The 20,195-nt window shown below is 68.4% G+C and carries 19 protein-coding genes; 17 read left to right on the top strand and 2 right to left on the bottom strand.

What is annotated here, in order from left to right; genetic code table 11:
• The first annotated feature begins 22 nt into the window (after positions 1-22).
• Positions 23-952 carry an alpha/beta hydrolase gene (locus tag AC07PZ_RS29580; RefSeq protein ID WP_495298754.1) on the top strand — a complete coding sequence of 310 codons (930 nt, stop codon included), beginning with the start codon at positions 23-25 and terminating at the stop codon, positions 950-952.
• On the top strand, positions 949-1,839 hold the full coding sequence (locus tag AC07PZ_RS29575) for a YbgC/FadM family acyl-CoA thioesterase (RefSeq protein WP_495298753.1): 891 nt from the start codon (positions 949-951) through the stop codon (positions 1,837-1,839). Before AC07PZ_RS29580 ends, AC07PZ_RS29575 begins: the two co-directional genes overlap by 4 nt.
• Before the next feature lie 39 nt (positions 1,840-1,878).
• Here AC07PZ_RS29575 and ygfZ read toward each other — a convergent pair whose 3' ends face one another.
• On the bottom strand, positions 1,879-2,820 hold the full coding sequence (ygfZ, locus tag AC07PZ_RS29570; RefSeq protein ID WP_495298752.1) for a CAF17-like 4Fe-4S cluster assembly/insertion protein YgfZ: 942 nt from the start codon (positions 2,818-2,820) through the stop codon (positions 1,879-1,881).
• Between the two features lie 85 nt (positions 2,821-2,905).
• On the opposite strand from ygfZ, the gene mltG reads away from it, so the two are divergent.
• From mltG to AC07PZ_RS29505, 13 genes are all read left to right on the top strand, one after another.
• Positions 2,906-3,943 (top strand): endolytic transglycosylase MltG, encoded by a 1,038-nt coding sequence (gene mltG, locus AC07PZ_RS29565; protein WP_495298751.1) that lies wholly within the window; start codon positions 2,906-2,908, stop codon positions 3,941-3,943.
• A complete protein-coding gene (gene tmk / locus AC07PZ_RS29560; RefSeq protein ID WP_495298750.1) occupies positions 3,940-4,587 on the top strand; it encodes a dTMP kinase in 648 nt (215 codons plus the stop codon). Before mltG ends, tmk begins: the two co-directional genes overlap by 4 nt.
• On the top strand, positions 4,587-5,591 hold the full coding sequence (locus tag AC07PZ_RS29555) for a DNA polymerase III delta subunit-related protein (protein WP_495298749.1): 1,005 nt from the start codon (positions 4,587-4,589) through the stop codon (positions 5,589-5,591). Before tmk ends, AC07PZ_RS29555 begins: the two co-directional genes overlap by 1 nt.
• Entirely contained in the window at positions 5,588-5,950 is a 363-nt protein-coding gene (locus AC07PZ_RS29550) for a PilZ domain-containing protein (RefSeq protein WP_495298748.1), read from the top strand. Before AC07PZ_RS29555 ends, AC07PZ_RS29550 begins: the two co-directional genes overlap by 4 nt.
• Positions 5,951-6,020: 70 nt before the next feature.
• Positions 6,021-6,827: a TatD family hydrolase gene (locus AC07PZ_RS29545; protein WP_495298747.1), complete on the top strand. Its 807-nt coding sequence runs from the start codon at positions 6,021-6,023 to the stop codon at positions 6,825-6,827.
• A 7-nt stretch (positions 6,828-6,834) separates the two neighbouring features.
• On the top strand, positions 6,835-7,497 hold the full coding sequence (locus AC07PZ_RS29540; RefSeq protein ID WP_495298746.1) for an ankyrin repeat domain-containing protein: 663 nt from the start codon (positions 6,835-6,837) through the stop codon (positions 7,495-7,497).
• 366 nt (positions 7,498-7,863) lie between these two features.
• Complete coding sequence (locus tag AC07PZ_RS29535; protein ID WP_495298745.1) at positions 7,864-9,483, top strand: methyl-accepting chemotaxis protein; 1,620 nt, start codon at positions 7,864-7,866, stop codon at positions 9,481-9,483.
• Between the two features lie 2 nt (positions 9,484-9,485).
• Positions 9,486-10,031: a chemotaxis protein CheW gene (locus AC07PZ_RS29530; protein ID WP_495298744.1), complete on the top strand. Its 546-nt coding sequence runs from the start codon at positions 9,486-9,488 to the stop codon at positions 10,029-10,031.
• Positions 10,028-11,314: a CheR family methyltransferase gene (locus AC07PZ_RS29525; protein WP_495298743.1), complete on the top strand. Its 1,287-nt coding sequence runs from the start codon at positions 10,028-10,030 to the stop codon at positions 11,312-11,314. The genes AC07PZ_RS29530 and AC07PZ_RS29525 overlap by 4 nt, the downstream gene beginning before the upstream one ends.
• Positions 11,307-12,008, top strand: coding sequence for a chemotaxis protein CheW (locus tag AC07PZ_RS29520; RefSeq protein ID WP_495298742.1), 702 nt, complete (start codon positions 11,307-11,309; stop codon positions 12,006-12,008). Before AC07PZ_RS29525 ends, AC07PZ_RS29520 begins: the two co-directional genes overlap by 8 nt.
• Positions 12,005-14,347, top strand: coding sequence for a hybrid sensor histidine kinase/response regulator (locus AC07PZ_RS29515; protein WP_495298741.1), 2,343 nt, complete (start codon positions 12,005-12,007; stop codon positions 14,345-14,347). Before AC07PZ_RS29520 ends, AC07PZ_RS29515 begins: the two co-directional genes overlap by 4 nt.
• A complete protein-coding gene (locus tag AC07PZ_RS29510) occupies positions 14,344-15,399 on the top strand; it encodes a chemotaxis response regulator protein-glutamate methylesterase (RefSeq protein ID WP_495298740.1) in 1,056 nt (351 codons plus the stop codon). Before AC07PZ_RS29515 ends, AC07PZ_RS29510 begins: the two co-directional genes overlap by 4 nt.
• 1 nt (position 15,400) lies before the next feature.
• A complete protein-coding gene (locus AC07PZ_RS29505; protein ID WP_495298739.1) occupies positions 15,401-16,426 on the top strand; it encodes a diguanylate cyclase in 1,026 nt (341 codons plus the stop codon).
• A 49-nt stretch (positions 16,427-16,475) separates the two neighbouring features.
• On the opposite strand, the gene AC07PZ_RS29500 is transcribed toward AC07PZ_RS29505, so the two are convergent.
• Complete coding sequence (locus tag AC07PZ_RS29500; protein ID WP_495298738.1) at positions 16,476-17,273, bottom strand: SDR family oxidoreductase; 798 nt, start codon at positions 17,271-17,273, stop codon at positions 16,476-16,478.
• Positions 17,274-17,620: 347 nt separating this feature from the next.
• On the opposite strand from AC07PZ_RS29500, the gene AC07PZ_RS29495 reads away from it, so the two are divergent.
• Complete coding sequence (locus AC07PZ_RS29495) at positions 17,621-18,592, top strand: ferritin-like domain-containing protein (RefSeq protein WP_495298737.1); 972 nt, start codon at positions 17,621-17,623, stop codon at positions 18,590-18,592.
• A 15-nt stretch (positions 18,593-18,607) separates the two neighbouring features.
• A complete protein-coding gene (locus AC07PZ_RS29490; protein WP_495298736.1) occupies positions 18,608-20,188 on the top strand; it encodes an Nramp family divalent metal transporter in 1,581 nt (526 codons plus the stop codon).
• Positions 20,189-20,195 lie beyond the last annotated feature (7 nt).

Raw genomic sequence — 20,195 nt, 5'->3', positions numbered from 1 at the left:
CGACCCACGCGGGCCTGCACCGATGCTGACGCCCAAGATGGCCAGCGTGGTCGAGCGCATGGCGCGCGCCGGCCATCCACCTTTTCATGCGATGGGCGCGGCCGATGCCAAGGCCGCTTACGCCAAGGGCGCCGGCGTGCTCGAAGTACCCAAGCCGCCGCTTGCGCGCATCGAGGACCTCCACATGCCCGCGCGCGACGGCTTCGCGCTCCCGGCAAGGCTGTATGCACCGTCGCATGACGCGCTGCCGGTGCTGCTGTACTTCCATGGCGGCGGCTTCACGGTCGGCAGCATCGAGACGCACGACACGCTGTGCCGCGTGCTGGCCGGCCGCAGCGGCTGCGCAGTGGTTTCGCTCGACTACCGGCTCGCACCCGAACACAAGTTCCCGACCGCCTCCGACGATGCCTGGGACGCCGTGCGGCATCTCGTCGCCCATGGCGCCGGGCTCGGGCTCGATACCACACGCCTTGCGCTCGGTGGCGACAGCGCGGGCGGCACGCTCGCCGCCGTGTGTGCGCTGATGGCGCGCGACGCGGGCATCCCGATCGCACTGCAGCTGCTGTTCTATCCCGGCATGACCGCGCATCAGGACACGCCGTCGCATGCGCGCTTCGCCACCGGACCGCTGCTGGACGAAGCACTGATCAGCTGGTTCTTCGGGCAGTACGTGCGCACGCCGGCCGATCGCGACGACTGGCGCTTCGCACCGCTGAACGCGGAGGACGTCGACGGCGTCGCACCCGCCTGGATCGGCCTGGCCGAGGCCGACCCGGTGGTCGACGACGGCATCGCCTATGCCGACAAGCTGCGCGCCGCCGGCGTACCGGTCGATCTGGAGATCTACCGCGGCGTCATCCACGAATTCATCAAGATGGGCCGTGCCATACCCGAAGCCCTTCAGGCGCACGCCGATGCCGCGCGCGCCCTGCAACACGCACTGAACCCATGACCGACCCTCGCAGCACCGACACCCGCCCCTACATCCGCGCCGACTTCCGCCACCTGATGCGCTTTCGCGTTCGCTGGTCGGAAGTGGACATGCAGAAGATCGTCTTCAACGCGCACTACCTGATGTACTTCGACACCGCGATCTCCGAGTACTGGCGCGACATGGCGCTGCCGTACGAGGAATCGATGCACGCACTCGACGGCGACCTGTACGTCAAGAAGGCGTCGGTCGAATTCAACGCCTCCGCCCGCATGGACGACGTGCTCGACGCCGGCATGAAGTGCGTGCGCATCGGCAATTCATCGATCGTGTTCCATGGTGCGCTCTTCCGCGGCGACGAACTGCTGGTCACGTCCGAGCTGATCTACGTGTTCGCCGATCCGAAGACCCAGACGTCGAAGCCTGTACCGCTCGAGTTGCGCGCGATCATGACCGGCTACGAGGCCGGCGAGCCGATGCGCGAAGTGGTCACCGGCGACTGGCAGCAGTTGGCGACCGGCGCGGGCGCGTTGCGGCGCGCGGTGTTCATCAAGGAGCAGCACGTGCCCGAGGAACTCGAATGGGACGCGCACGACACGACGGCGCTGCATGCGGTCGCGCGCAACCGGCTCGGCCGCGTGATCGGCACGGCTCGGCTGCTGTCGGACGCGCCCGGCGTCGCGCGCATCGGGCGGATGGCGGTGCACCACACGCTGCGTGGCGGAGGCCATGGCGCCGCCGTGCTGCAGACCCTCGAAGCGGCGGCCAGGGCGCGCGGCGATCGCGAAGTGACGCTGCACGCACAGCGCAGCGCCGAAGCTTTCTATCGCCGGCTCGGTTACCTGCCGGAAGGCGAGCCCTTCGAAGAGGCCGGCATCGCGCACATCGACATGCGCAAGCCGCTGTGATGCCTTGAAGGCCGATGCGGCAGCACGCCGCAGGGCCGCTCAGATGTCCAGCAGCAGCGGGTAGGGCAGTGGCTCGACCTGCAGCGCAGGTCCGTCGGCGGTGCCTGCGCGCAGGCCGCCGGTGTCCAGCGCAGCGATCTGCATCGACACCAGCCCCGACCAGCCGCCATCGGGCGCCACGGCGGCCTGGGCGACCGTGCCCACCGGCTGCTCGGCGTCGCCGCCGGCAAAGACTTCCTGACCGGCGGCGATCGGCGCATCGGCGTTCACGAGATAGGTGCGACGCTTGAGCGTGCCGCGGAACTGGCTCCGGGCCACGATCTCCTGGCCCGGATAGCAGCCCTTCTTGAAGTTCACGCCGCCCACCGACTCGTAATTGACCATCTGCGGCACGAAGGCATCGAGCACCGGCGTGGTCAGGGTGACGATGCCGCTGCGCACTTCTGCCCACTGCCACGACCCGAGGTCCAGTTCGGCGCCGACCGGCTTCGGCGTGGCGGCGTCGGGCGCGATCCAGAGCGCACGCGGTACGCCGTCCGCGGGATGGAGCGCGACCACGCTGACCGGTGCCGAATCAGGCACCGCCAGCGCGGTACGCTGGCCCGGCGCGGCGGCGGGATCCGCGCCGTTCGCCGCGATCGCGCTGCCTGCCAGTCCGTAGAGCGGCATCGCCTCGGTGGCATCGCTCAGCTTGACCTTGGCGCGCAGCACGTACATCGACAGGCGCTTCAATGTCGCGGCGAGGATGTCGCGGCTGCAGACGAGCAGGATCAGTTCGGGCTGCGGCCGGATACCGACGAAGCTGGCGATCATGCGGCCCTTGGCCGTGCACAGCGCCGCCAGCCGGGCTTCGCTGCCATCGAGCAGCGCGAAATCCTGGGTCAGCTGGCCATGCAGGAAGCTGGCGGCATCGGGGCCTTCGGCGCGGATCACGCCGAGGTGGGAGAGGGTGGTAACACCCTGAAGGACGGCAGAGGTCATCGCTGAATTATCATGGCCGGCCCTGTCCCGCGGGCCCGAAGGGCTACCTCTCCGGCTCCGCGTTTCGCCGCCATCCTTCCCGTCCGTGCGCCGCATCTTCCTCACCCTGTTCCTGCTCTGTGCCCTTGCCGTGCTCGGCCTTGGCGCCGGAGCGCTCTGGTGGCTCAACCGCCCGCTGCCGTTGCCCGCGCCGAGCGTCGACCTCTCGGTCGAACCCGGCACCACGCCGCGCGGCATCGCGCAGCTCGTCGCCGACACCGGCACACAGGTCAATCCGCAGCTCCTGTACGCCTGGTTCCGCTTTTCCGGGCAGGACCGGCAGATCCGGGCCGGCAGCTACGAGCTGGAGCGTGGCGTGACGCCGCGCACGCTGCTCAACGTGCTGGTGCGCGGCGAAGAGGCCACGCGCAGCGTGGTGCTGGTCGAAGGCTGGAACTTCCGCCAGGTCCGGGCCGCGCTCGCCAAGGCTGAGCAGCTCAAGCCCGACAGCGTCGGCGACAGCGACGATGCCCTGATGGCGCGGCTGGGTCGGGCCGGCCAGCATCCGGAAGGCCGCTTTTTCCCGGACACCTACACCTACTCGAAGGGCTCGACCGATGTTGCGCTGCTGCAGCGCGCAATGCGGGCGATGGACAAGAAGCTCGATGCCGCCTGGGCCGCGCGCGCACCCGATCTGCCGCTCAAGTCGGCCGATGAGGCGCTGATTTTGGCCAGCATTGTCGAAAAGGAGACAGGCAAGACCGCCGACAGGCCGGAGATCGCAGCCGTCTTCGTGAACCGCCTGCGTGTCGGCATGCCGCTGCAGACCGATCCGACCGTGATCTACGGCATGGGCGCGCTGTTCGACGGCAACCTGCGCAAGAAGGACCTGCAGACCGACACGCCCTGGAACACCTATACGCGCGGCGGCTTGCCGCCCACGCCGATCGCGATGCCCGGCAAGGCGGCGCTGCTGGCCGCGGTGCAGCCGGCGCAGAGCAAGTCGCTGTATTTCGTCTCGCGCGGCGACGGCAGCAGCCAGTTCAGCGGCTCGCTCGACGAACACAACCGTGCGGTCAACCGCTATCAGCGCGGCCTCGGCGGCGCATCGGCGCCGGACGCCACCCCACGGAGCGGCCAATGAGCGATCGCGCATCCCCCTTGTTCCTCACGCTGGAAGGCATCGACGGCGCCGGCAAGTCCAGCCACATCGAAGCGCTCGACGCACTGTTCCGCGGCCTCGGCCGGCAGGTCACGCGCACCCGCGAACCCGGCGGAACGCCACTGGCCGAGACGCTGCGCACGCTGGTGCTCGACCGCCCGATGGACGCGTTGACCGAATCGCTGCTGGTGTTCGCTGCCCGCCGAGACCACATCGTGCAGGTGATCCAGCCGGCGCTGGCGCGTGGCGACGTCGTGCTGTGCGACCGCTTCACCGACGCCACCTTCGCCTACCAGGGGGGCGGCCGCGGCTTCGACCTCGGCGTGCTGTCGACGCTCGAAGGCTGGGTGCAAGGTGGTGCCGTGCAGGCCGACGTGCTGCTGCAACCCGATCTGACGATCTGGTTCGACCTCGCACCCGAAACCGCCGCCGAGCGGCTGGCCGGCGCACGCGTGCCCGATCGCTTCGAGTCGCAGCCCGTCGAGTTCTTCCGGGAGGTGGCGTCGGGCTATGCGGCCCGGGCCGCGCAGCACGCCGGCCGATTCGCCCGCATCGATGCGGACCAGCCGCGCGAAGCCGTCTGGCAGCAGATCGAAGCCGCGCTGCGGTCGAAGGGTTGGATCTGATGGCGCCGCTCGCTCCCTGGCTGCTCGCGCCACTGGCCGACCTGTTGCGGCAGCGCGGCCACGCCTGGCTGCTGCAAGGGCCGTCGGGTCTGGGCCAGTACGAACTGGCGCTGGCGCTGGCCGCGGCCTGGCTTTGCGAGTCACCGACGCCGCAGGGCGCCTGTGGCCACTGCGGCAGCTGCCATGCCATCGACGTGCGCACGCATGCCGACCTCTGCGTGCTGATGCCCGAGACCGCGATGATGGCTTTCGGCTGGCCGCTCGACGAGAAGACGCAGTCCGACATCGACGACAAGAAGCGCAAGGCCAGCCGGGAGATCCGCGTCGAGGCCATGCGTGACGCGATCGGCTTTGCGCAGCGCACGAGCGCGCGCGGCCGGGGCAAGGTCGTGCTGGTCTATCCGGCGGAACGCATGAACGCGATCACCGCCAACGCGCTGCTGAAGACGCTGGAGGAGCCGGTCGGCGATGTCCGTTTCGTGCTGGCCAGCGAAGCTGCCTGGCAACTGCTGCCGACCATCCGCAGCCGCTGCCTGGGCTTCCCGCTGGCCTGGCCCGAGACCGGGCAGGCCACCGAATGGCTCGTGGCGCAGGGCGTTGCCGCGGCCGATGCGCCCGCGCTGCTGCGCGCGGCCGGCGGCCGGCCGAGCGATGCGTTGCGGCTCGCCGGCAGCGGCCAGTCGCCGAAGGCGTGGGCACTGCTGCCCAAGGCCATGTCGCGTGGCGAGGTGGCCGCGCTCTCCGACCATGCGCCCGCGCAGGCCATCGACGTGCTGCAGAAGCTCTGCCACGACCTGATGGCCGTCGGCAACGGTGCCGAGCCTCGCTTCTTCGCGCCGGCCGATCTGCCGGCTGCGCCGTCGCATCTCGTGCTCGCGCGATGGTCCAGGTCGCTCGCCCAGGCGGCGCGCACCGCCGACCATCCGTTCAATGCCGGGCTGATGCTCGAATCGCTGGTGAGCGAGGCACGCAGCGCGCTGGTTTCCGCAGGCCGCCGTCCATGAACTCCGGCGCGCGCCCGTCTGGCCGTCCCAGCGTGATCCAGCTGGCGATCCGCGAGCGCAGCGCGCTGTATACCGCCTACATTCCGTTGTTCGCCGAGGGCGGGGTGTTCATTCCGACCTCGCGCACCTATCGGCTCGGCGACGACGTCTACGTGCTGCTCACACTGCCCGACGACCCGCAGCGACACCCGATTGCCGGCAAGGTGGCGTGGATCACGCCCTCGCGCGCCGGCGGCAACCGGACGCCCGGTATCGGGGTGCGTTTTCCGCCGGACGAGAAGTCCCGCCAGCTCAAGGCCCGGATCGAGGAAGCGCTCGACGGGCTTGCCGGCTCGGACCGCCCGACCCAGACACTCTGAATTCCGCCGCGCGTGTGCGCGGCCTGCTCGCCATCACCGTTCCGGTACGGCCACCGCCATCGAGATTGCCATGTTCACAGACTCCCACTGCCATTTGACCTTTCCCGAACTCCTCTCGGAAATGCCGCAGATCCGCGCCGCCATGGCGGCGGCGAAGGTCGACCGCGCGCTGTGCATCTGCACCAAGCTGGAGGAGTTCGACGCAGTACAGGCGCTCGCCGCGCAGTACGACAACTTCTGGGCCAGCGTGGGCGTGCATCCGGACGAGGAAGACATCGCCGAGCCCAGCCTCGACGACCTGCTGAGCCGTGCGGCGCGGCCGAAGGTGGTGGCGATCGGCGAGACCGGGCTCGACTACTACCAGATGGCCGAGCGCAAGGGCGGCCGGACGATCGCCGACATGGAATGGCAGCGCGACCGCTTCCGCCTCCACATCCGCGCCGCGCAGCAGACCCGCAAGCCGCTGGTGATCCACACCCGCGAAGCCTCGGCCGACACGCTGGCCATCCTCAAGGAAGAGGGCGAGGATGCGTCGGCCGGATCGGCCGGCGGCGTCTTCCATTGCTTCACCGAAACGGCCGAAGTGGCGCGTGCCGCGCTCGACCTCGGTTTCTACATTTCCTTCTCCGGCATCCTGACCTTCAAGAAGGCGCAGGACCTGCGCGACGTGGCCGCCTTCGTCCCGCTGGACCGCATGCTGATCGAGACCGACAGCCCCTATCTCGCGCCCGTGCCCTACCGCGGGAAGACCAACAATCCGTCGTACGTGCCGCTCGTCGCGCAGCAGATTGCGCAGTTGCGGCAGATGCCCGTCGAGGCGGTGGCCGAAGCCACCAGCCGGAATTTCGAGACGCTGTTCAACGGCGTGACAACCTGAGATCGCCATGAAGAAACTGCTTTGCCTGGCCGCGCTCGCGGCAGCCCTGTCCGCCACGCTGCCGGCCCATGCCGGCTCGTTCGACGACTATTTCCGCGCCGTGCACGGCGACAACCCCGGCGCGGTGCGCAACCTGTTGAACCGTGGATTCGACCCCAACACGCGCGACGAGCGTGGCCAGACGGGCCTGCTGATCGCGCTGCGCGAGCCTTCGCCGAAGGTGATCGACGTGCTGCTGTCGTCGCCGCAGACCGACGTCAACGCGCGCAACGCCAGCGACGAGAGCGCGCTGATGCTGGCCGCGATCAAGGGCCAGTCGGACCTGGTCGACAAGCTGCTGGCGCGCGACGCCGCAGTCAACAAACCGGGCTGGACGCCGCTGCACTACGCAGCCAGCAGCGGCCAGCTGAGCATCATGAAGACGCTGCTCGACAAGTACGCGTTCATCGACGCGCAGTCGCCCAACGGCACCACGCCGCTCATGATGGCCGCGATGTACGGCTCGGCCGAAAGCGTGAAGCTGCTGCTCGACGAGGGCGCCGACCCGCTGATGAAGAACGAGCTGGGAATGACCGCCCTCAACTTCGCGCAGCAGGGCAAACGGCCCGATGCGGTCGAGATGCTGACTGCGGCCGTGCGCGCCAAACAGCCCGGCGCAGGCAAGTGGTGAGCGCCTGATCGCGTCAGGGTAGCAGCGCGGTGCGCTTGCGCGTGGCGAACGAGTCGCTGCGCGACGCGCCGGGCCTGCGCCACACGTTCTGACGAGGCAAGGCCCGCCGCAGCGACGACCTGGGCTGCGGCGAGCCCGGACGCCCGGCTGCCGAGACGTTCCGTTCGCCGTCGGCAGCGCCGCGAATCTCAGAGAGATGAGCACCAAAGCATCAGTATCATCTGACTCAAGTTGACAATCAGATGGCGATAGCTCGGATTTTTCCTGCATTCGCTGTTCCTGGTCGAACACTTGTGCACAAAATGTTGCACTCACCGTCCTCCGCGGGCGACAAGCGCGCGCCACGTTCGTTGCAACACTCTCTGTATGAAAAATCTGACACTCCGCCAGCGCATGCTCGCCAGCTTCGCAGTCATCCTGGCGATCATGGTCCTGATGGCGGCGATGAACTTCCAGCGCCTGCTGTCGATCGAGCGCGACGTCGAAGTCATCCGCAACGACTCCGTTCCCGGCCTCTACTACAGCGCGACGATGCGTTCCAGCTGGGGCGGCAGCTTCGTGCGGCTGCGCGAGGTCATCGAGCAGACCACGCCGGAGAACCGCCGCGCGCTGATGGAGTCGCTGGCCAAGGCGGACCGCCAGTTCGACGACCTCCTGGCCGGCTACGAGAAGTCGGTCAAGCGCACGGACGAGATGGCGATGTACGAGGACTTCCGGAAGATCATCACGAACTACCGCCGCGTCCGCGACACGCTGCTGGCCGACGATCCGACGACGCTGGCCGCACGCGGCCGCACGGTCCTGCAGGAGCAGTTGAGTCCGATCTTCAACGCGGGCACCGAAATCCTGGCGGCGATCGTGACCAACAACAAGAAGCAGGCGGACGAAGCCACCGAAGGGATCGCGAATGCCGTTGCCGGCGCCGAAACCGGCATCCTGGTGTCTCTGGCGCTGGCATTGGCCGCCGCCGTGGCCTGCGGCTATCTGCTGATGCAGGCGATCACCCAGCCCATGCACAGCATCGTCGGCACGCTGACGCAGCTCGGCGGGGGCGACCTGACGCGCCGTCTCGACCTGGACCGCAAGGATGAGTTCAATGCGGTGGAAGTCGGCTTCAACACGATGGCCAACGAGCTGTCGACGTTGGTGAGCAAAACCCAGCGCTCGGCGATCCAGGTGGCGACCTCGGTGACCGAGATCGCCGCGACGTCGCGGCAGCAGCAGGCGACCGCAACCGAGATCGCGGCCACGACGACCGAGATCGGTGCCACCTCGCGCGAGATCTCCGCTACGTCGCGCGACCTGGTGCGCACGATGACCGAAGTGTCCAGCGCCGCCGAGCGCACCGCGTCGCTGGCGGGCAACGGGCAGGGCGGCCTGGCGCGCATGGAAGACACGATGCGCAACGTCGTGGACGCCGCCGGTTCGGTCAACGCCAAGCTGGCCATCCTCAACGAGAAGGCCGGCAACATCAACCAGGTGGTGACGACCATCACCAACGTCGCCAACCAGACCAACCTGCTGTCGCTCAACGCGGCGATCGAGGCGGAGAAGGCCGGCGAGTACGGCCGCGGCTTCGTGGTGGTGGCCACCGAGATCCGCCGGCTGGCCGACCAGACCGCCGTGGCGACCTACGACATCGAACAGATGGTCCGAGAAATCCAGTCGTCGGTCTCGGCCGGCGTCATGGGCATGGACAAGTTCTCCGAGGAAGTCCGCCGCGGCATGGCCGACATGCAGCAGGTGGGCGACCAGCTCACGCAGATCATCCAGCAGGTGCAGACCCTGGCGCCGCGCGTGCAGATGGTCAACGAAGGCATGGGCGCGCAGGCGACGGGCGCCGAACAGATCAACCAGGCGCTGGCCCAGCTCAGCGAGGCGACGCAGCAGACCGTCGAGTCGCTGCGCCAGTCGAGTTCGGCGATCGACGAGCTGAATCTGGTCTCGAACGACCTCCGGACCGGCGTTTCGCGCTTCAAGGTGTGAGCTTGGCGGTTCACGATCCCTTGCGGCATGCGGGCGCGTCGATGCCGGCACGCCGCAAGCTCTTCCTGCTGTTCCGCATGGGGACGGATCGCTACGTGCTCGACGCCGCCTGCGTGCAGCAGGTGCTGCCGCTGCAACCGCTCAAGCAGTTGCCGGGCGCGCCGGGCTGGGTCGCCGGCGTGCTGCCGGGGCTGGCGCAGCCTGTTCCCGTGATCGACCTGTGCGCGCTCGCCATCGGCCGGGCCGCCAATCCCGTGACCAGCACACGGATCGTGCTGGTCGAATACCGCGGTGCGGCGCCCGCGCAAAACCCGACGCGCACCTTGGGCCTGGTGCTGGAGCGAGCCACCGAAACCATTCACCGCGACCCCGCGGCGTTCGTTCCGAGCGGGCTCGACAACCCGGGCGCCCGTTATCTCGGGCCGGTTCTCAATGAAACCGGCGGCATGGTGCAGTGGGTAAGGGTGGAAGACCTGCTGCCCGAGCACGTGCAGGCGCTGCTGTTCACTGCCGAAGATGGTGCCGACGCCGGCAGCCATTCGCCATGAACGCCGTGCGCAACCGCTTCGGCCAACTGCTGAAGACCCGCATCGGACTGGATGCCGGCTCGATCGGCGAGGCCGCGATCGAGCGCGCGGTGCGCTTGCGCAGCGCAGCGAGCGGCGCGGTCGACGAGGACGATTACTGGAAGCGCCTGCAGCTGCATCCGGCCGAGGTCCAGGCGCTGATCGAGGCCGTGGTGGTGCCGGAGACCTGGTTCTTCCGCTATCCGGAGTCGCTCGCGGCGCTGGCCGATGCCGTCCGCGAACGCTTCAAGGACAAGGACACGGTCCGCATCCTGAGCCTGCCTTGCTCCACCGGCGAGGAGCCTTACTCGATCGTGATGGCGCTGCTGGATGCCGGCGTCGCCGCCGAGCGCATCGTGGTCGACGCCATGGACATCAGCGAGAAGGTGATCGAGTTCGCCAGGCGCGCGGTCTATGGCAGCAACTCCTTCCGCGGCGAGGCGCAAGGCCTGCTGCGCGAGCGCCACTTCACGCCGGCCGAACGTGGGCAGGCGTTGTCGCAGCGGGTGGTCGAGCGTGTGCGCTTCCAGCAGGGCAACCTGTTCGACTCCCTGATGCTGGCAGGTGCCGCGCCCTATGACGTGGTGTTCTGCCGCAACCTGCTGATCTATTTCGATGGCCCGACACAGGAGCGTGCCGTCAAGATCCTTCGGCGCCTGACGCAACCCGATGGCCTGATGTTCGTCGGGCCGGCGGAAGCCAGCCTCCTGACGCGCCAGGGCATGCCGTCGATCGGCCGCGCCCATGCATTCGCGTTCAGCCTGGCGCGTGCGCCGGAGAAGCGGTTTGGGTCCGGCGCGGACGAGTCGTCCTCCGTGTCGATGGCGCTGCCGGCGAGGGCGGCGCCGGCCCGGTCGCATCCCGCTCCGGAGCGCCCGCTTCGTGCGGTCGGCCGGGCGGCCGAAGTCGCGGCAACTTCAACGGGTGCTTCTTCCGCTGCTGCATCCGGCCCGGCGCCGGACGCGGCCGCCGAACTGCTGCGCCTGGCCGATCTCGGCCGCCTGGACGAAGCGCTGGCCGCGTGCGAGCGTTGGCTGGCGACCAGCGGCCCTTCGGCCGACGCCTACTATTTCCAGGGCCTGTTGCACGATGCCGCCGGCCGCGCGCACCAGGCCCAGACCGGCTACCGCAAGGCCTTGTACCTGGACCCGGCCCACACCCGCGCGCTGCTGCAGCTCGCGGCCTTGCTGGAGTCGCAGGGCGATCTCGAAGGCGCGCGCCGGTTGAAGGCGCGCGCGAGCCGCAAAGAGCGCGAACATGGATGACACCCTCGATACGGCGCCCGTGATGGCTGCGGTGGACGACTGCTGGAACCGGATCGGCATCCAGGGCGACAAGAGCTGCGACAAGCTTCCGCCGCATGTGCATTGCCGCAATTGCCCGGTGTATGCGAACGCCGCCAAGGACTTGCTGGATCGCCTGCCGCCGAGCCTGGAAACCCGCGTGCTGGCTGCGCCGATCGCGCGGGCCGGCGCAGGCGAATCCAGCCAGCGTGCGAGTCTGCTGGTCTTCCGGGTCGAGCGCGAATGGCTGAGCCTGCCGACGCGTGCGCTCGACGAGGTCGCACCCGTGCGCCCGGTGCATGCCTTGCCGCATCGCCGCGACCCGGCCTTGCTGGGCGTCGCCAACGTGCGCGGCAGCCTGACGGTGTGCGTGTCGCTGGCACGCATGCTCGGCCTCGAGCCGCAGCCCGCCGCGCCGTCTTCTTCGGATGGCCGCGAACGTCCGGGCCTGCCGCGCATGCTCGTGATGGCGATGGGCGGACGGGGCGTGGTGCTGCCGGTGGACGAAGTCGACGGCATCTACGGCATTCCCGAAAGCGCGATCGAACCGCTGCCGGCCACGCTGGCCGGGTCGTCCATCAAGTTCTCGCGCGGCGTCGCACAGTGCGGCGCGCGCACCGTCGGCCTACTGGACGAGGCGGCATTGGCCCACGCGATCGACCGGAGCCTTGCATGAACCCAGACCAGCTCCGAGATGCGTCGATGCTGGAGCTGTTCCAGCTCGAAGCGGACAACCAGGTGCAGGTGCTCAACACCGGACTGCTCGCGCTGGAACGCGATCCGCAGGCGGCGCAGCACCTCGAGGCCTGCATGCGGGCCGCGCACTCGCTCAAGGGCGCGGCGCGGATCGTCGACCTGGAGCCCGGCGTGCAGATCGCGCATGCGATGGAAGACTGTCTGGTCAGCGCGCAGGAAGGGCGGCTGCTGCTGCAGCCGGCCGACATCGATGCGCTCCTGATGGGCGCGGACCTGCTGCTGCGGATCGCCTCGACGGACCGGGACCTGGGGCCGGAGATCGCGCAGTTTCTTGCGCGCCTGGCCCAGCGGGGGAGTGCGGGCGCACCGATGACCGCGCCTGCGCCGGCTCATCCGGCCTGGCCGCCGTTCGAACTGGAGCCACCCGCCGCGTCGGCCCCGGCGCTTCCTGCGGCACCACGGTTGCCCGCCGAACCGGCCGCCAGCGCGGCAGACGACCTGCAGGAGTCTCCGTCCGGACTGGCCACGCGACCGGCGTCGGCGCGCGGCGAGGGCGCGACCGTCACCGACGGCGAGCGCGTGCTGCGCGTCACCGCCGACACGCTGAACCGGCTGCTCGGCCTGTCGAGCGAAACGCTGGTCGAGTCGCATTGGCTCGCGCCCTTCAATGCGTCGATGCTGCGGCTCAAGCGGCAGCAGGGCGCGGCAGGCAAGGCGCTCGACACCATCCGCTCGCTGCTGGCCGCGCAGGACACCGACGCGCAGCTCGACGCCGCACTCGAGGACGCCGTGCGCATCGTCGGCGAATGCGAGCAGGGTCTCGGCCGCCGCATCAACGAACTCGACCAGTACGGCTGGCGCATGGGCCATCTGGCGCAGCGCCTTTACGACACCGCGCTGGCCTGCCGCATGCGGCCGTTCGGCGACGGCCTCGGCAGCCTGGCGCGGCAGGTGCGCGACCTGAGCCGCTCGCTGGGCAAGCAGGCGCGGCTGGAGATCGAGGGCGACAGCACGCAGGTCGACCGCGACATCCTGGAAAAGCTCGACGCGCCGCTGACGCATCTGCTGCGCAACGCCGTCGACCATGGCATCGAGCTGCCCGAACGGCGCCTGGCTGCGGGCAAGCCGGCCGAGGGCGTGCTGCGCCTGCATGCGCGGCACAGCGCGGGCATGCTCGTGATCGAGATATCGGACGACGGTGCCGGTGTCGACCTCGACCAGCTCCGGCATGAAATCGTCGAGCGCAAGCTCTCGAACACCGAGACCGCCGCGCGGCTCAGCGAGGCCGAGCTGCTCGAGTTCCTGTTCCTGCCCGGCTTCAGCACGCGCGATGCCGTCACCGAGATATCCGGCCGCGGCGTCGGGCTGGACGTGGTGCAGAACATGGTCCGGCAGCTGCGTGGCGCCGTGCGGGTGCAGCAGCAGTTCGGCCGAGGCACGAAGTTCGTGCTGGAAATGCCGCTGTCGCTGTCGGTGGTGCGCAGCCTGCTGGTGGAGATCGGCGGCGAGAACTACGCCTTTCCGCTGGCCTACGTCGCGCATGCGCTGGAGGTTCCGCTCGCCGACATCGAGCAGCTCGAAGGCCATCAGCACGTTCGCTTCCAGGGCCGCCAGATCGGGCTGGTGTCCGCTCGCCAGCTGCTGCAGTACGGCGACGGGCAGGCCGCGACCGGCACGGCTTGCGTGGTGGTGATCGGAGACCACGACATCACCTACGGCGTGGCCGTCGACCGCTATCTGGGTGAACGCACCGTGGTGGTCCAGCCGCTCGATCCGCGTCTCGGCAAGGTGCAGAACATCCAGGCCGGCGCCTTGATGGAAGACGGCACGCCCTTGCTGATCCTCGACGTCGAAGACCTGCTGCTGTCGATCCACAAGCTGGTGGCCGGTGGACGGCTCGCGCGGGTGGACGCCGGCTCGGCGCCGATCGGTGCCGAGCGCCGCAAGCGCGTGCTGGTCATCGACGATTCGTTGACCGTGCGCGAACTGGAGCGCAAGCTGCTGTTGAATCGCGGCTACGACGTCGCGGTCGCGGTGGATGGCCTGGACGGCTGGAACATGCTGCGCGCCGAGGCCTTCGACCTCGTCGTGAGCGACGTCGACATGCCGCGCATGGACGGCATCGAGCTGGTGTCGCGCATCAAGCGCGACCCGCGGCTGCAGAACGTGCCGGTGGTCGTGGTGTCATACAAGGACCGGCAGGACGATCGGCAACGCGGCCTCGACGCCGGTGCCGACTACTACCTGGCGAAGAGCAGCTTCCACGACGAGGCGTTGCTCGACGCCGTCGAGGATTTGATCGGAAGGGCGCGGCCATGAAGATCGGTATCGTCAACGACATGCCCCTGGCGGTCGAGGCACTGCAGCGCGCGGTGTCGCTGGAGCCGGGCTTCCAGGTCATCTGGCGCGCGTCCAACGGCGCCGAGGCGGTGGAGCGCTGCGCGGCGCAGCGGCCCGACGTGATCCTGATGGACCTGATCATGCCGGTGATGGACGGCGTCGAGGCGACGCGCCGCATCATGGCCGAGACGCCGTGCGCCATCGTGATCGTCACGGTCAACGTGGGCGGGCAGACCGGGCGCGTCTTCGACGCGATGGGCTACGGCGCGCTGGATGCGGTCGACACGCCGGCGCTGGGGCAGGGCGACATCCGGGAGGCTGCCGCGCCGCTGCTGCGCAAGATCCGCAACGTCGGCTGGCTGATCGGCCACTTCAATGGCGGTCGGCCGGCCGCCGCCAAGGCCGCACGCATCGCACCGCCGCGGCAACTGCCGCCGCTGGTGGCCATCGGCGCATCGGCCGGCGGGCCGCCCACGCTGGCCAAACTGCTGGGCGCCCTGCCGGCGAACTTCCCGGCCGCGATCGTGCTGGTGCAGCATGTGGATGCGCAATTCGCCGCCGGCATGGCCACCTGGCTCGATCAGCAGGTGGGGTGCCCGGTCCGGCTCGCGACCTCGGGTGAACGGCCGGCAGCCGGCATCGTCTTGCTGGCCGGCACCGACGATCATCTTCACCTGCAGTCCGATGGGTGCCTTCATTACACGAGCGAGCCGCGCGAATGCCTGTACCGGCCGTCGATCGACGTGTTCTTCTCCGACGTCGCGCGGCACTGGAAAGGCGAGGCGGCCGGCGTGCTGTTGACCGGCATGGGCCGCGATGGCGCCGAAGGATTGAAGGCCATGCGAGAGCGCGGCTTCCTCACCATCGCGCAAGATCAGGCGACCAGCGCCGTCTACGGCATGCCGAAGGCGGCCGCCGCGCTGAACGCAGCCGTCGAGATACGGCCGCTGGCCGAGATCGCGCCGCGGCTGGCCAACCTGTTCCCGGCACCGGGTCCCGATCCGCTAGCGGTATCTCCGAAAGGAATTTGACATGCCTCCCAATCCCGAGAGTTTTTCCCCGAGCGGTACGCCGATGCCCACGGCCATGGTGCTGCTGGTCGACGACCAGGTGATGGTCGGGGAGGCCATCCGCCGGGCGCTGTCGACCGCACCGAACATCGACTTCCATTTCTGCCAGGACCCGCAGGAGGCGCTGGCCACCGCCGTGGCAACGCGGCCGACGGTCATCCTGCAGGACCTGGTGCTGCCCGGCGTGAACGGCCTCACGCTGGTGCAGGCCTACCGCGCCAATCCGGTGACGCGCGACATCCCGATCATCGTGCTGTCGACCAAGGAGGACGCGTCGGTCAAGAGCGCCGCCTTCGCGGCGGGCGCCAACGACTACCTGGTCAAGCTGCCGGACACGATCGAGCTGATCGCGCGCATCCGCTATCACTCGCGCTCCTACCTCGCGATGGTCCAGCGCGACGAGGCGTACCACGCATTGCGTCAGAGCCAGCAGCAGTTGCTGGAGTCGAATCTCGAACTGCGCCGCCTGATGAACTCGGACGGCCTGACCGGCCTGGGCAATCGGCGCTATTTCGACGAGTACCTGGGTGCCGAGTGGGACCGCGCCGTCCGCCAGGGACTCGAACTCAGCGTGCTGATGATCGACGTGGACAACTTCAAGGCCTACAACGACTGCTACGGCCACATACCGGGCGACGAAGCGCTCAAGCGCGTGGCCGGCGCCATCCTCGCGGCCTGCAATCGCCCGACAGACCTGGCTGCGCGCTTCGGCGGCGAAGAGTTCTCGGTCATCCTGCCCGGCATGCCCGCGGGCGGCGCACGGCTGGTGGCCGAAAAGCTGCGCCGGTCCGTCGAGGCGATGCAGATTCCACACGCCGATTCGGCCACCGGCGCATGGCTGACGGTCAGCGTGGGCGTGGCCTCGGGCACGCCGCAGATCGACGGCAAGTTCTCGGACCTGATCGAGATCGCCGACCGGAGCCTCTACCAGGCCAAGCGGCACGGCCGCAACCAGGTCGTGGTCGGCGAACCCCTGCACCCGATCTGAAGCCCGAACGCGGCGCGGCGGGTGCCCGAATCCGGGTTCGGTCGCGGACTCAGATCATGGGCACCACGGCACCGTCCATCGCCAGAATCGCGCCGGTGATGTAGCTGGCCTTCGACGACGCCAGAAACAGCACGGCGTTGGCGATTTCCTCGGGCGTGGCGATGCGTTGCAGCGGCAGCCTGGACGTGGCGCGGGCGAGGGCGTCCGCCGCATCGATGCCTTGTGCGCGCGCGTCGGCCGCCATGCCTTCCTGGAGGCGCTCGGTCAGCGTCAGGCCCGGATTCACGGCATTCACGCGCACGCCTTTGGACCCGTAGGCCGCCGCCATGCCGGCGCTGACCAGCATCAGCGCCGCGTTGGCCGCGCCCCCGGCCATGTGGGTCGGGCTGGCGACCTTGCCGCCGGCGCCGATGACATTCACGATGGCGCCGCGGCCACGCCGGCCCATGCGCTTGACGACCGGGTCGATCATGTGGATGTAGCTGAAGTACTTGGCATCCATCGCGTCGTGCCAGGCGGCGGCGGTCAGCTCGTCCGGCGGCGTGCGGCGCGCGGCACCCGCCGAATTGACCAGCACGTCGACCGGCCCGAAGGCCTGTTCGGCCGCATCGAGCGCCGCTTCGGCCGCCAGGGGCTGCTTGAGGTCGGCTTCATGCAGCGAGATGCGGCCGGCCGCTGCGGCGTGGGCGGCAACGAGCGTCTGCTCGGCCTGGCGCAGGTTGGCGCCGTTCCGCGACACGAGGCTGACGCGCGCGCCTTCCTGCAGAAACCCCAGCGCGCATGCCAGGCCGATGCCTTTGCTGCCTCCGGTGATCATCACGTGCTGGTTGTCGAGATGCAGGTCCATGGCGGATTCGGTGCTTGAGTTGAGGGCGGGCGGATTATGCGGCTGGGGTGTTGACATACCTCCTGGTCGGGATTGCCTTGATATTTATACAATGTATATTATGTTAAATCAAAGAAGGCCGAAATCAGCAACGCTCCATTGCGCCGCACGTGCCGCAATGCCTGAATCCACGACGGATCGGCAGCGCGTATGTAGTGAGGACATGCACGATGGCATCGCTTGCCGCTCAAGCAAGAGAGCGTCGTGACTGTTCGACGTGCTGCGTCGCCGATCCTGGTGGCTCAGTGTCTCTTGCGGCATCGGTGACGTCGTCCTCTTTCAGCAGGCGCGTCGCCAAGGAGAAACTCATGCTCGGTAGTCCCCTGACATTGAACATCTTGCAGCAGCGCAGCGAAAAACTCGCGGAAAGGCGGCGGTTCTTCCGCAAGAGCGGCGGTTTTGCAGTCGGCATGGCGGGTGGCGCCATCCTCGCGGCCTGCGGCGGCGGCAGCGACTCCGTTGCCCAGACGGCGCCTGGCCCATCCGACGTCGACATCCTGAACTTCGCCCTGAATCTCGAGTACCTCGAGTCCCAGTTCTACCAATACGCGGTGTTCGGCCAAGGCCTGAGCGACGACCAGCTTTCGGGCACCGGCACTCGCGGCATGGTCATCGGCGGCCATGCCGTTCCATTCAAGGATCCGGTGGTGGCCGCCTATGCGCGCGAGATTGCCAAGGACGAGGCCGATCATGTGCGTTTCCTGCGCGCGGCACTGGGCAGCGCTGCCGTGGCGCAACCGCAGATCGACGTCGGCGGTACCGATCCGAACGGTGCGTTCTCGACGGCTGCGCGGGCTGCGGGGCTGGTGGGCCCGGGTCAAGCCTTCGACCCCTACGCGAGCGACGAGGCCTTTCTGCTGGGCGCCTTCATCTTCGAAGACGTGGGCGTCACGGCCTACAAGGGTGCCGCGCCGCTGATTTCGAACAAGACCTATCTGGAAGCGGCCGCCGGCATCCTCGCCGCGGAGGCCTACCACGCAGGTCTGGTGCGCACGGTGCTCTATTCCAAGGGTCTGGCGACGCCCTCCCTTCGCGCTGGTGCCGATGCGATCTCCAACGCACGCGATTCGCTGGACGGCTCCAGCGACGTCGACCAGGGCATCAGCGGCACGTCCGACACCTCGAACATCGTGCCGCTGGACAGCAACGGCATCGCCTACAGCCGGACACCCGGCGATGTGCTCAACATCGTCTACCTGAGCAAGGACGCCGTGAACAAGGGCGGCTTCTTCCCCGCGGGCGTCAACGGGGCCTTGAGCCTGAGCAGCGCCTTTGCCTGATGACGAGACGGTGCCGTGCGCCGTTCGCGGCAGCACGGCGCCTCTTGTCCGAACATCGAACGCATCAAGGAAACGTCATGCACATCGAAGCACAAGGCGCCGTCAGGCTGTCGCCGCAGGCCGCTTGGCGGCCCGCCGTCAGAAAGGCTCGGCGCTGGACCGGTTTTGCCATCGTCCTGTTCGGGGTTGCACTCGTGGGCAGCGGCGCGACAGGATGGATTTCGGGTTGAGCCTTTGCTGATTGGAGAAGTCCCCGTGCCACCTTCGTCAGCCCCCGTACAAGAAGCCCTGGAGCTGCCCTCTTCCATGGTGGCACGCCCATTGGCAACGAAACGAATTCCGGTGCTGCTGAACGCGTCATGGCTGAAGCGGATGATGCGTTTCGCCGGCCCCGGCTACCTTGTCGCCGTTGGCTACATGGACCCGGGCAACTGGGCGACCGACCTGGCCGGCGGCTCCGCCTACGGCTATTCGCTTCTCTGGATCGTGGCGATGTCGAGCGTCATGGCCATCTTCCTGCAGGTGCTCTCGGCACGCCTGGGCATCGCCTCGGGCCTGGACCTCGCGCAGGCCAGCCGCAAGTTCTCGTCCCCCAGAACCGTGCTGCCGCAGTGGCTGTTCTGTGAAATTGCCATATGCGCCTGCGACCTCGCCGAGGTGATCGGGACCGCCGTCGCCTTCAAGCTGCTGTTCGGCTTGCCGATGCCTTGGGGCGTCGCGCTGACAGTGCTCGACGTGTTGTTCGTGCTGTGGCTCCAGCAGCGAGGGTTCCGGTACCTCGAATCGGTCATCGTGAGCATGCTGGCACTGGTGATCGCCTGTTTCGGGATGAGCCTGGTCGTTGCACAACCGCAGTGGTCGGCCGTTCTCGCCGGCTTCATGCCGACACGCGAGACCGTGACCAACCCGGGCATGCTGTACATCGCCATCGGCATCATCGGGGCCACCGTGATGCCTCACAACCTGTACCTGCATTCCTCGATCGTGCAGACCCGGGACTTCCCACGCGACGATGCGGGCAAGCGCAGCGCCATCGGCTTTGCAACGATCGACATCGTCTCCGCGCTGCTGATCGCCTTCTTCATCAACGCCGCCATCCTGATCGCGGCCGGCGCCATCTTTCACGCCAACGGCCTGCACGAAGTCGCCGACCTCCAGGACGCGAGCGAATTGCTCGGTCCGGTGACGGGTTTCGCGATCGCGGGTACGGTCTTCGGTATCGCCCTCCTCGCCTCGGGCCTGAGTTCTGCCGTGACCGCGACCCTGGCAGGCCAGATCGTGATGGAAGGCTTCATCCGGCTGAAGATGCCGCCTTGGGCGCGGCGGTTGCTGACCCGTTCGCTGGCCATCATCCCGGCCTTCTTCGTGACGCTGAATTACGGCGAAGCGGGCGTCACCAAGCTGCTGCTCCTGAGCCAGGTCATCCTGAGCCTGCAGTTGCCGTTTGCCATGGTGCCGCTCATCCGGTTCACCAGCCGCCGCGAGATCATGGGGAGCTTCGCGAATTCACGCATCGTCGTCTGGATTGCCGGTGTGATCGTCGCCTGCATCGTTGCGCTCAACACGGTGCTGGTCTGGCGCGTGCTCGTGGCGTAGTCGCCGT

Source organism: Variovorax sp. GW821-FHT10B04 (assembly GCF_059415645.1).
The sequence above is the reverse complement of the archived record's forward strand: the minus strand, read 5'-3'. Positions and strand labels throughout refer to the sequence as shown.

Bases quoted from the DNA above. Each gene is read 5' to 3' on its own strand.
- tmk (WP_495298750.1), top strand. From the start codon at position 3,940: ATGAGCGATCGCGCATCCCCCTTGTTCCTCACGCTGGAAGGCATCGAC.
- AC07PZ_RS29510 (WP_495298740.1), top strand. From the start codon at position 14,344: ATGAAGATCGGTATCGTCAACGACATGCCCCTGGCGGTCGAGGCACTG.
- AC07PZ_RS29555 (WP_495298749.1), top strand. From the start codon at position 4,587: ATGGCGCCGCTCGCTCCCTGGCTGCTCGCGCCACTGGCCGACCTGTTG.
- AC07PZ_RS29545 (WP_495298747.1), top strand. From the start codon at position 6,021: ATGTTCACAGACTCCCACTGCCATTTGACCTTTCCCGAACTCCTCTCG.
- AC07PZ_RS29535 (WP_495298745.1), top strand. From the start codon at position 7,864: ATGAAAAATCTGACACTCCGCCAGCGCATGCTCGCCAGCTTCGCAGTC.
- AC07PZ_RS29515 (WP_495298741.1), top strand. From the start codon at position 12,005: ATGAACCCAGACCAGCTCCGAGATGCGTCGATGCTGGAGCTGTTCCAG.
- AC07PZ_RS29580 (WP_495298754.1), top strand. From the start codon at position 23: ATGCTGACGCCCAAGATGGCCAGCGTGGTCGAGCGCATGGCGCGCGCC.
- AC07PZ_RS29540 (WP_495298746.1), top strand. From the start codon at position 6,835: ATGAAGAAACTGCTTTGCCTGGCCGCGCTCGCGGCAGCCCTGTCCGCC.
- ygfZ (WP_495298752.1), bottom strand. From the start codon at position 2,820: ATGACCTCTGCCGTCCTTCAGGGTGTTACCACCCTCTCCCACCTCGGC.
- AC07PZ_RS29575 (WP_495298753.1), top strand. From the start codon at position 949: ATGACCGACCCTCGCAGCACCGACACCCGCCCCTACATCCGCGCCGAC.
- AC07PZ_RS29500 (WP_495298738.1), bottom strand. From the start codon at position 17,273: ATGGACCTGCATCTCGACAACCAGCACGTGATGATCACCGGAGGCAGC.
- AC07PZ_RS29525 (WP_495298743.1), top strand. From the start codon at position 10,028: ATGAACGCCGTGCGCAACCGCTTCGGCCAACTGCTGAAGACCCGCATC.
- AC07PZ_RS29520 (WP_495298742.1), top strand. From the start codon at position 11,307: ATGGATGACACCCTCGATACGGCGCCCGTGATGGCTGCGGTGGACGAC.
- AC07PZ_RS29495 (WP_495298737.1), top strand. From the start codon at position 17,621: ATGCTCGGTAGTCCCCTGACATTGAACATCTTGCAGCAGCGCAGCGAA.
- AC07PZ_RS29550 (WP_495298748.1), top strand. From the start codon at position 5,588: ATGAACTCCGGCGCGCGCCCGTCTGGCCGTCCCAGCGTGATCCAGCTG.
- AC07PZ_RS29505 (WP_495298739.1), top strand. From the start codon at position 15,401: ATGCCTCCCAATCCCGAGAGTTTTTCCCCGAGCGGTACGCCGATGCCC.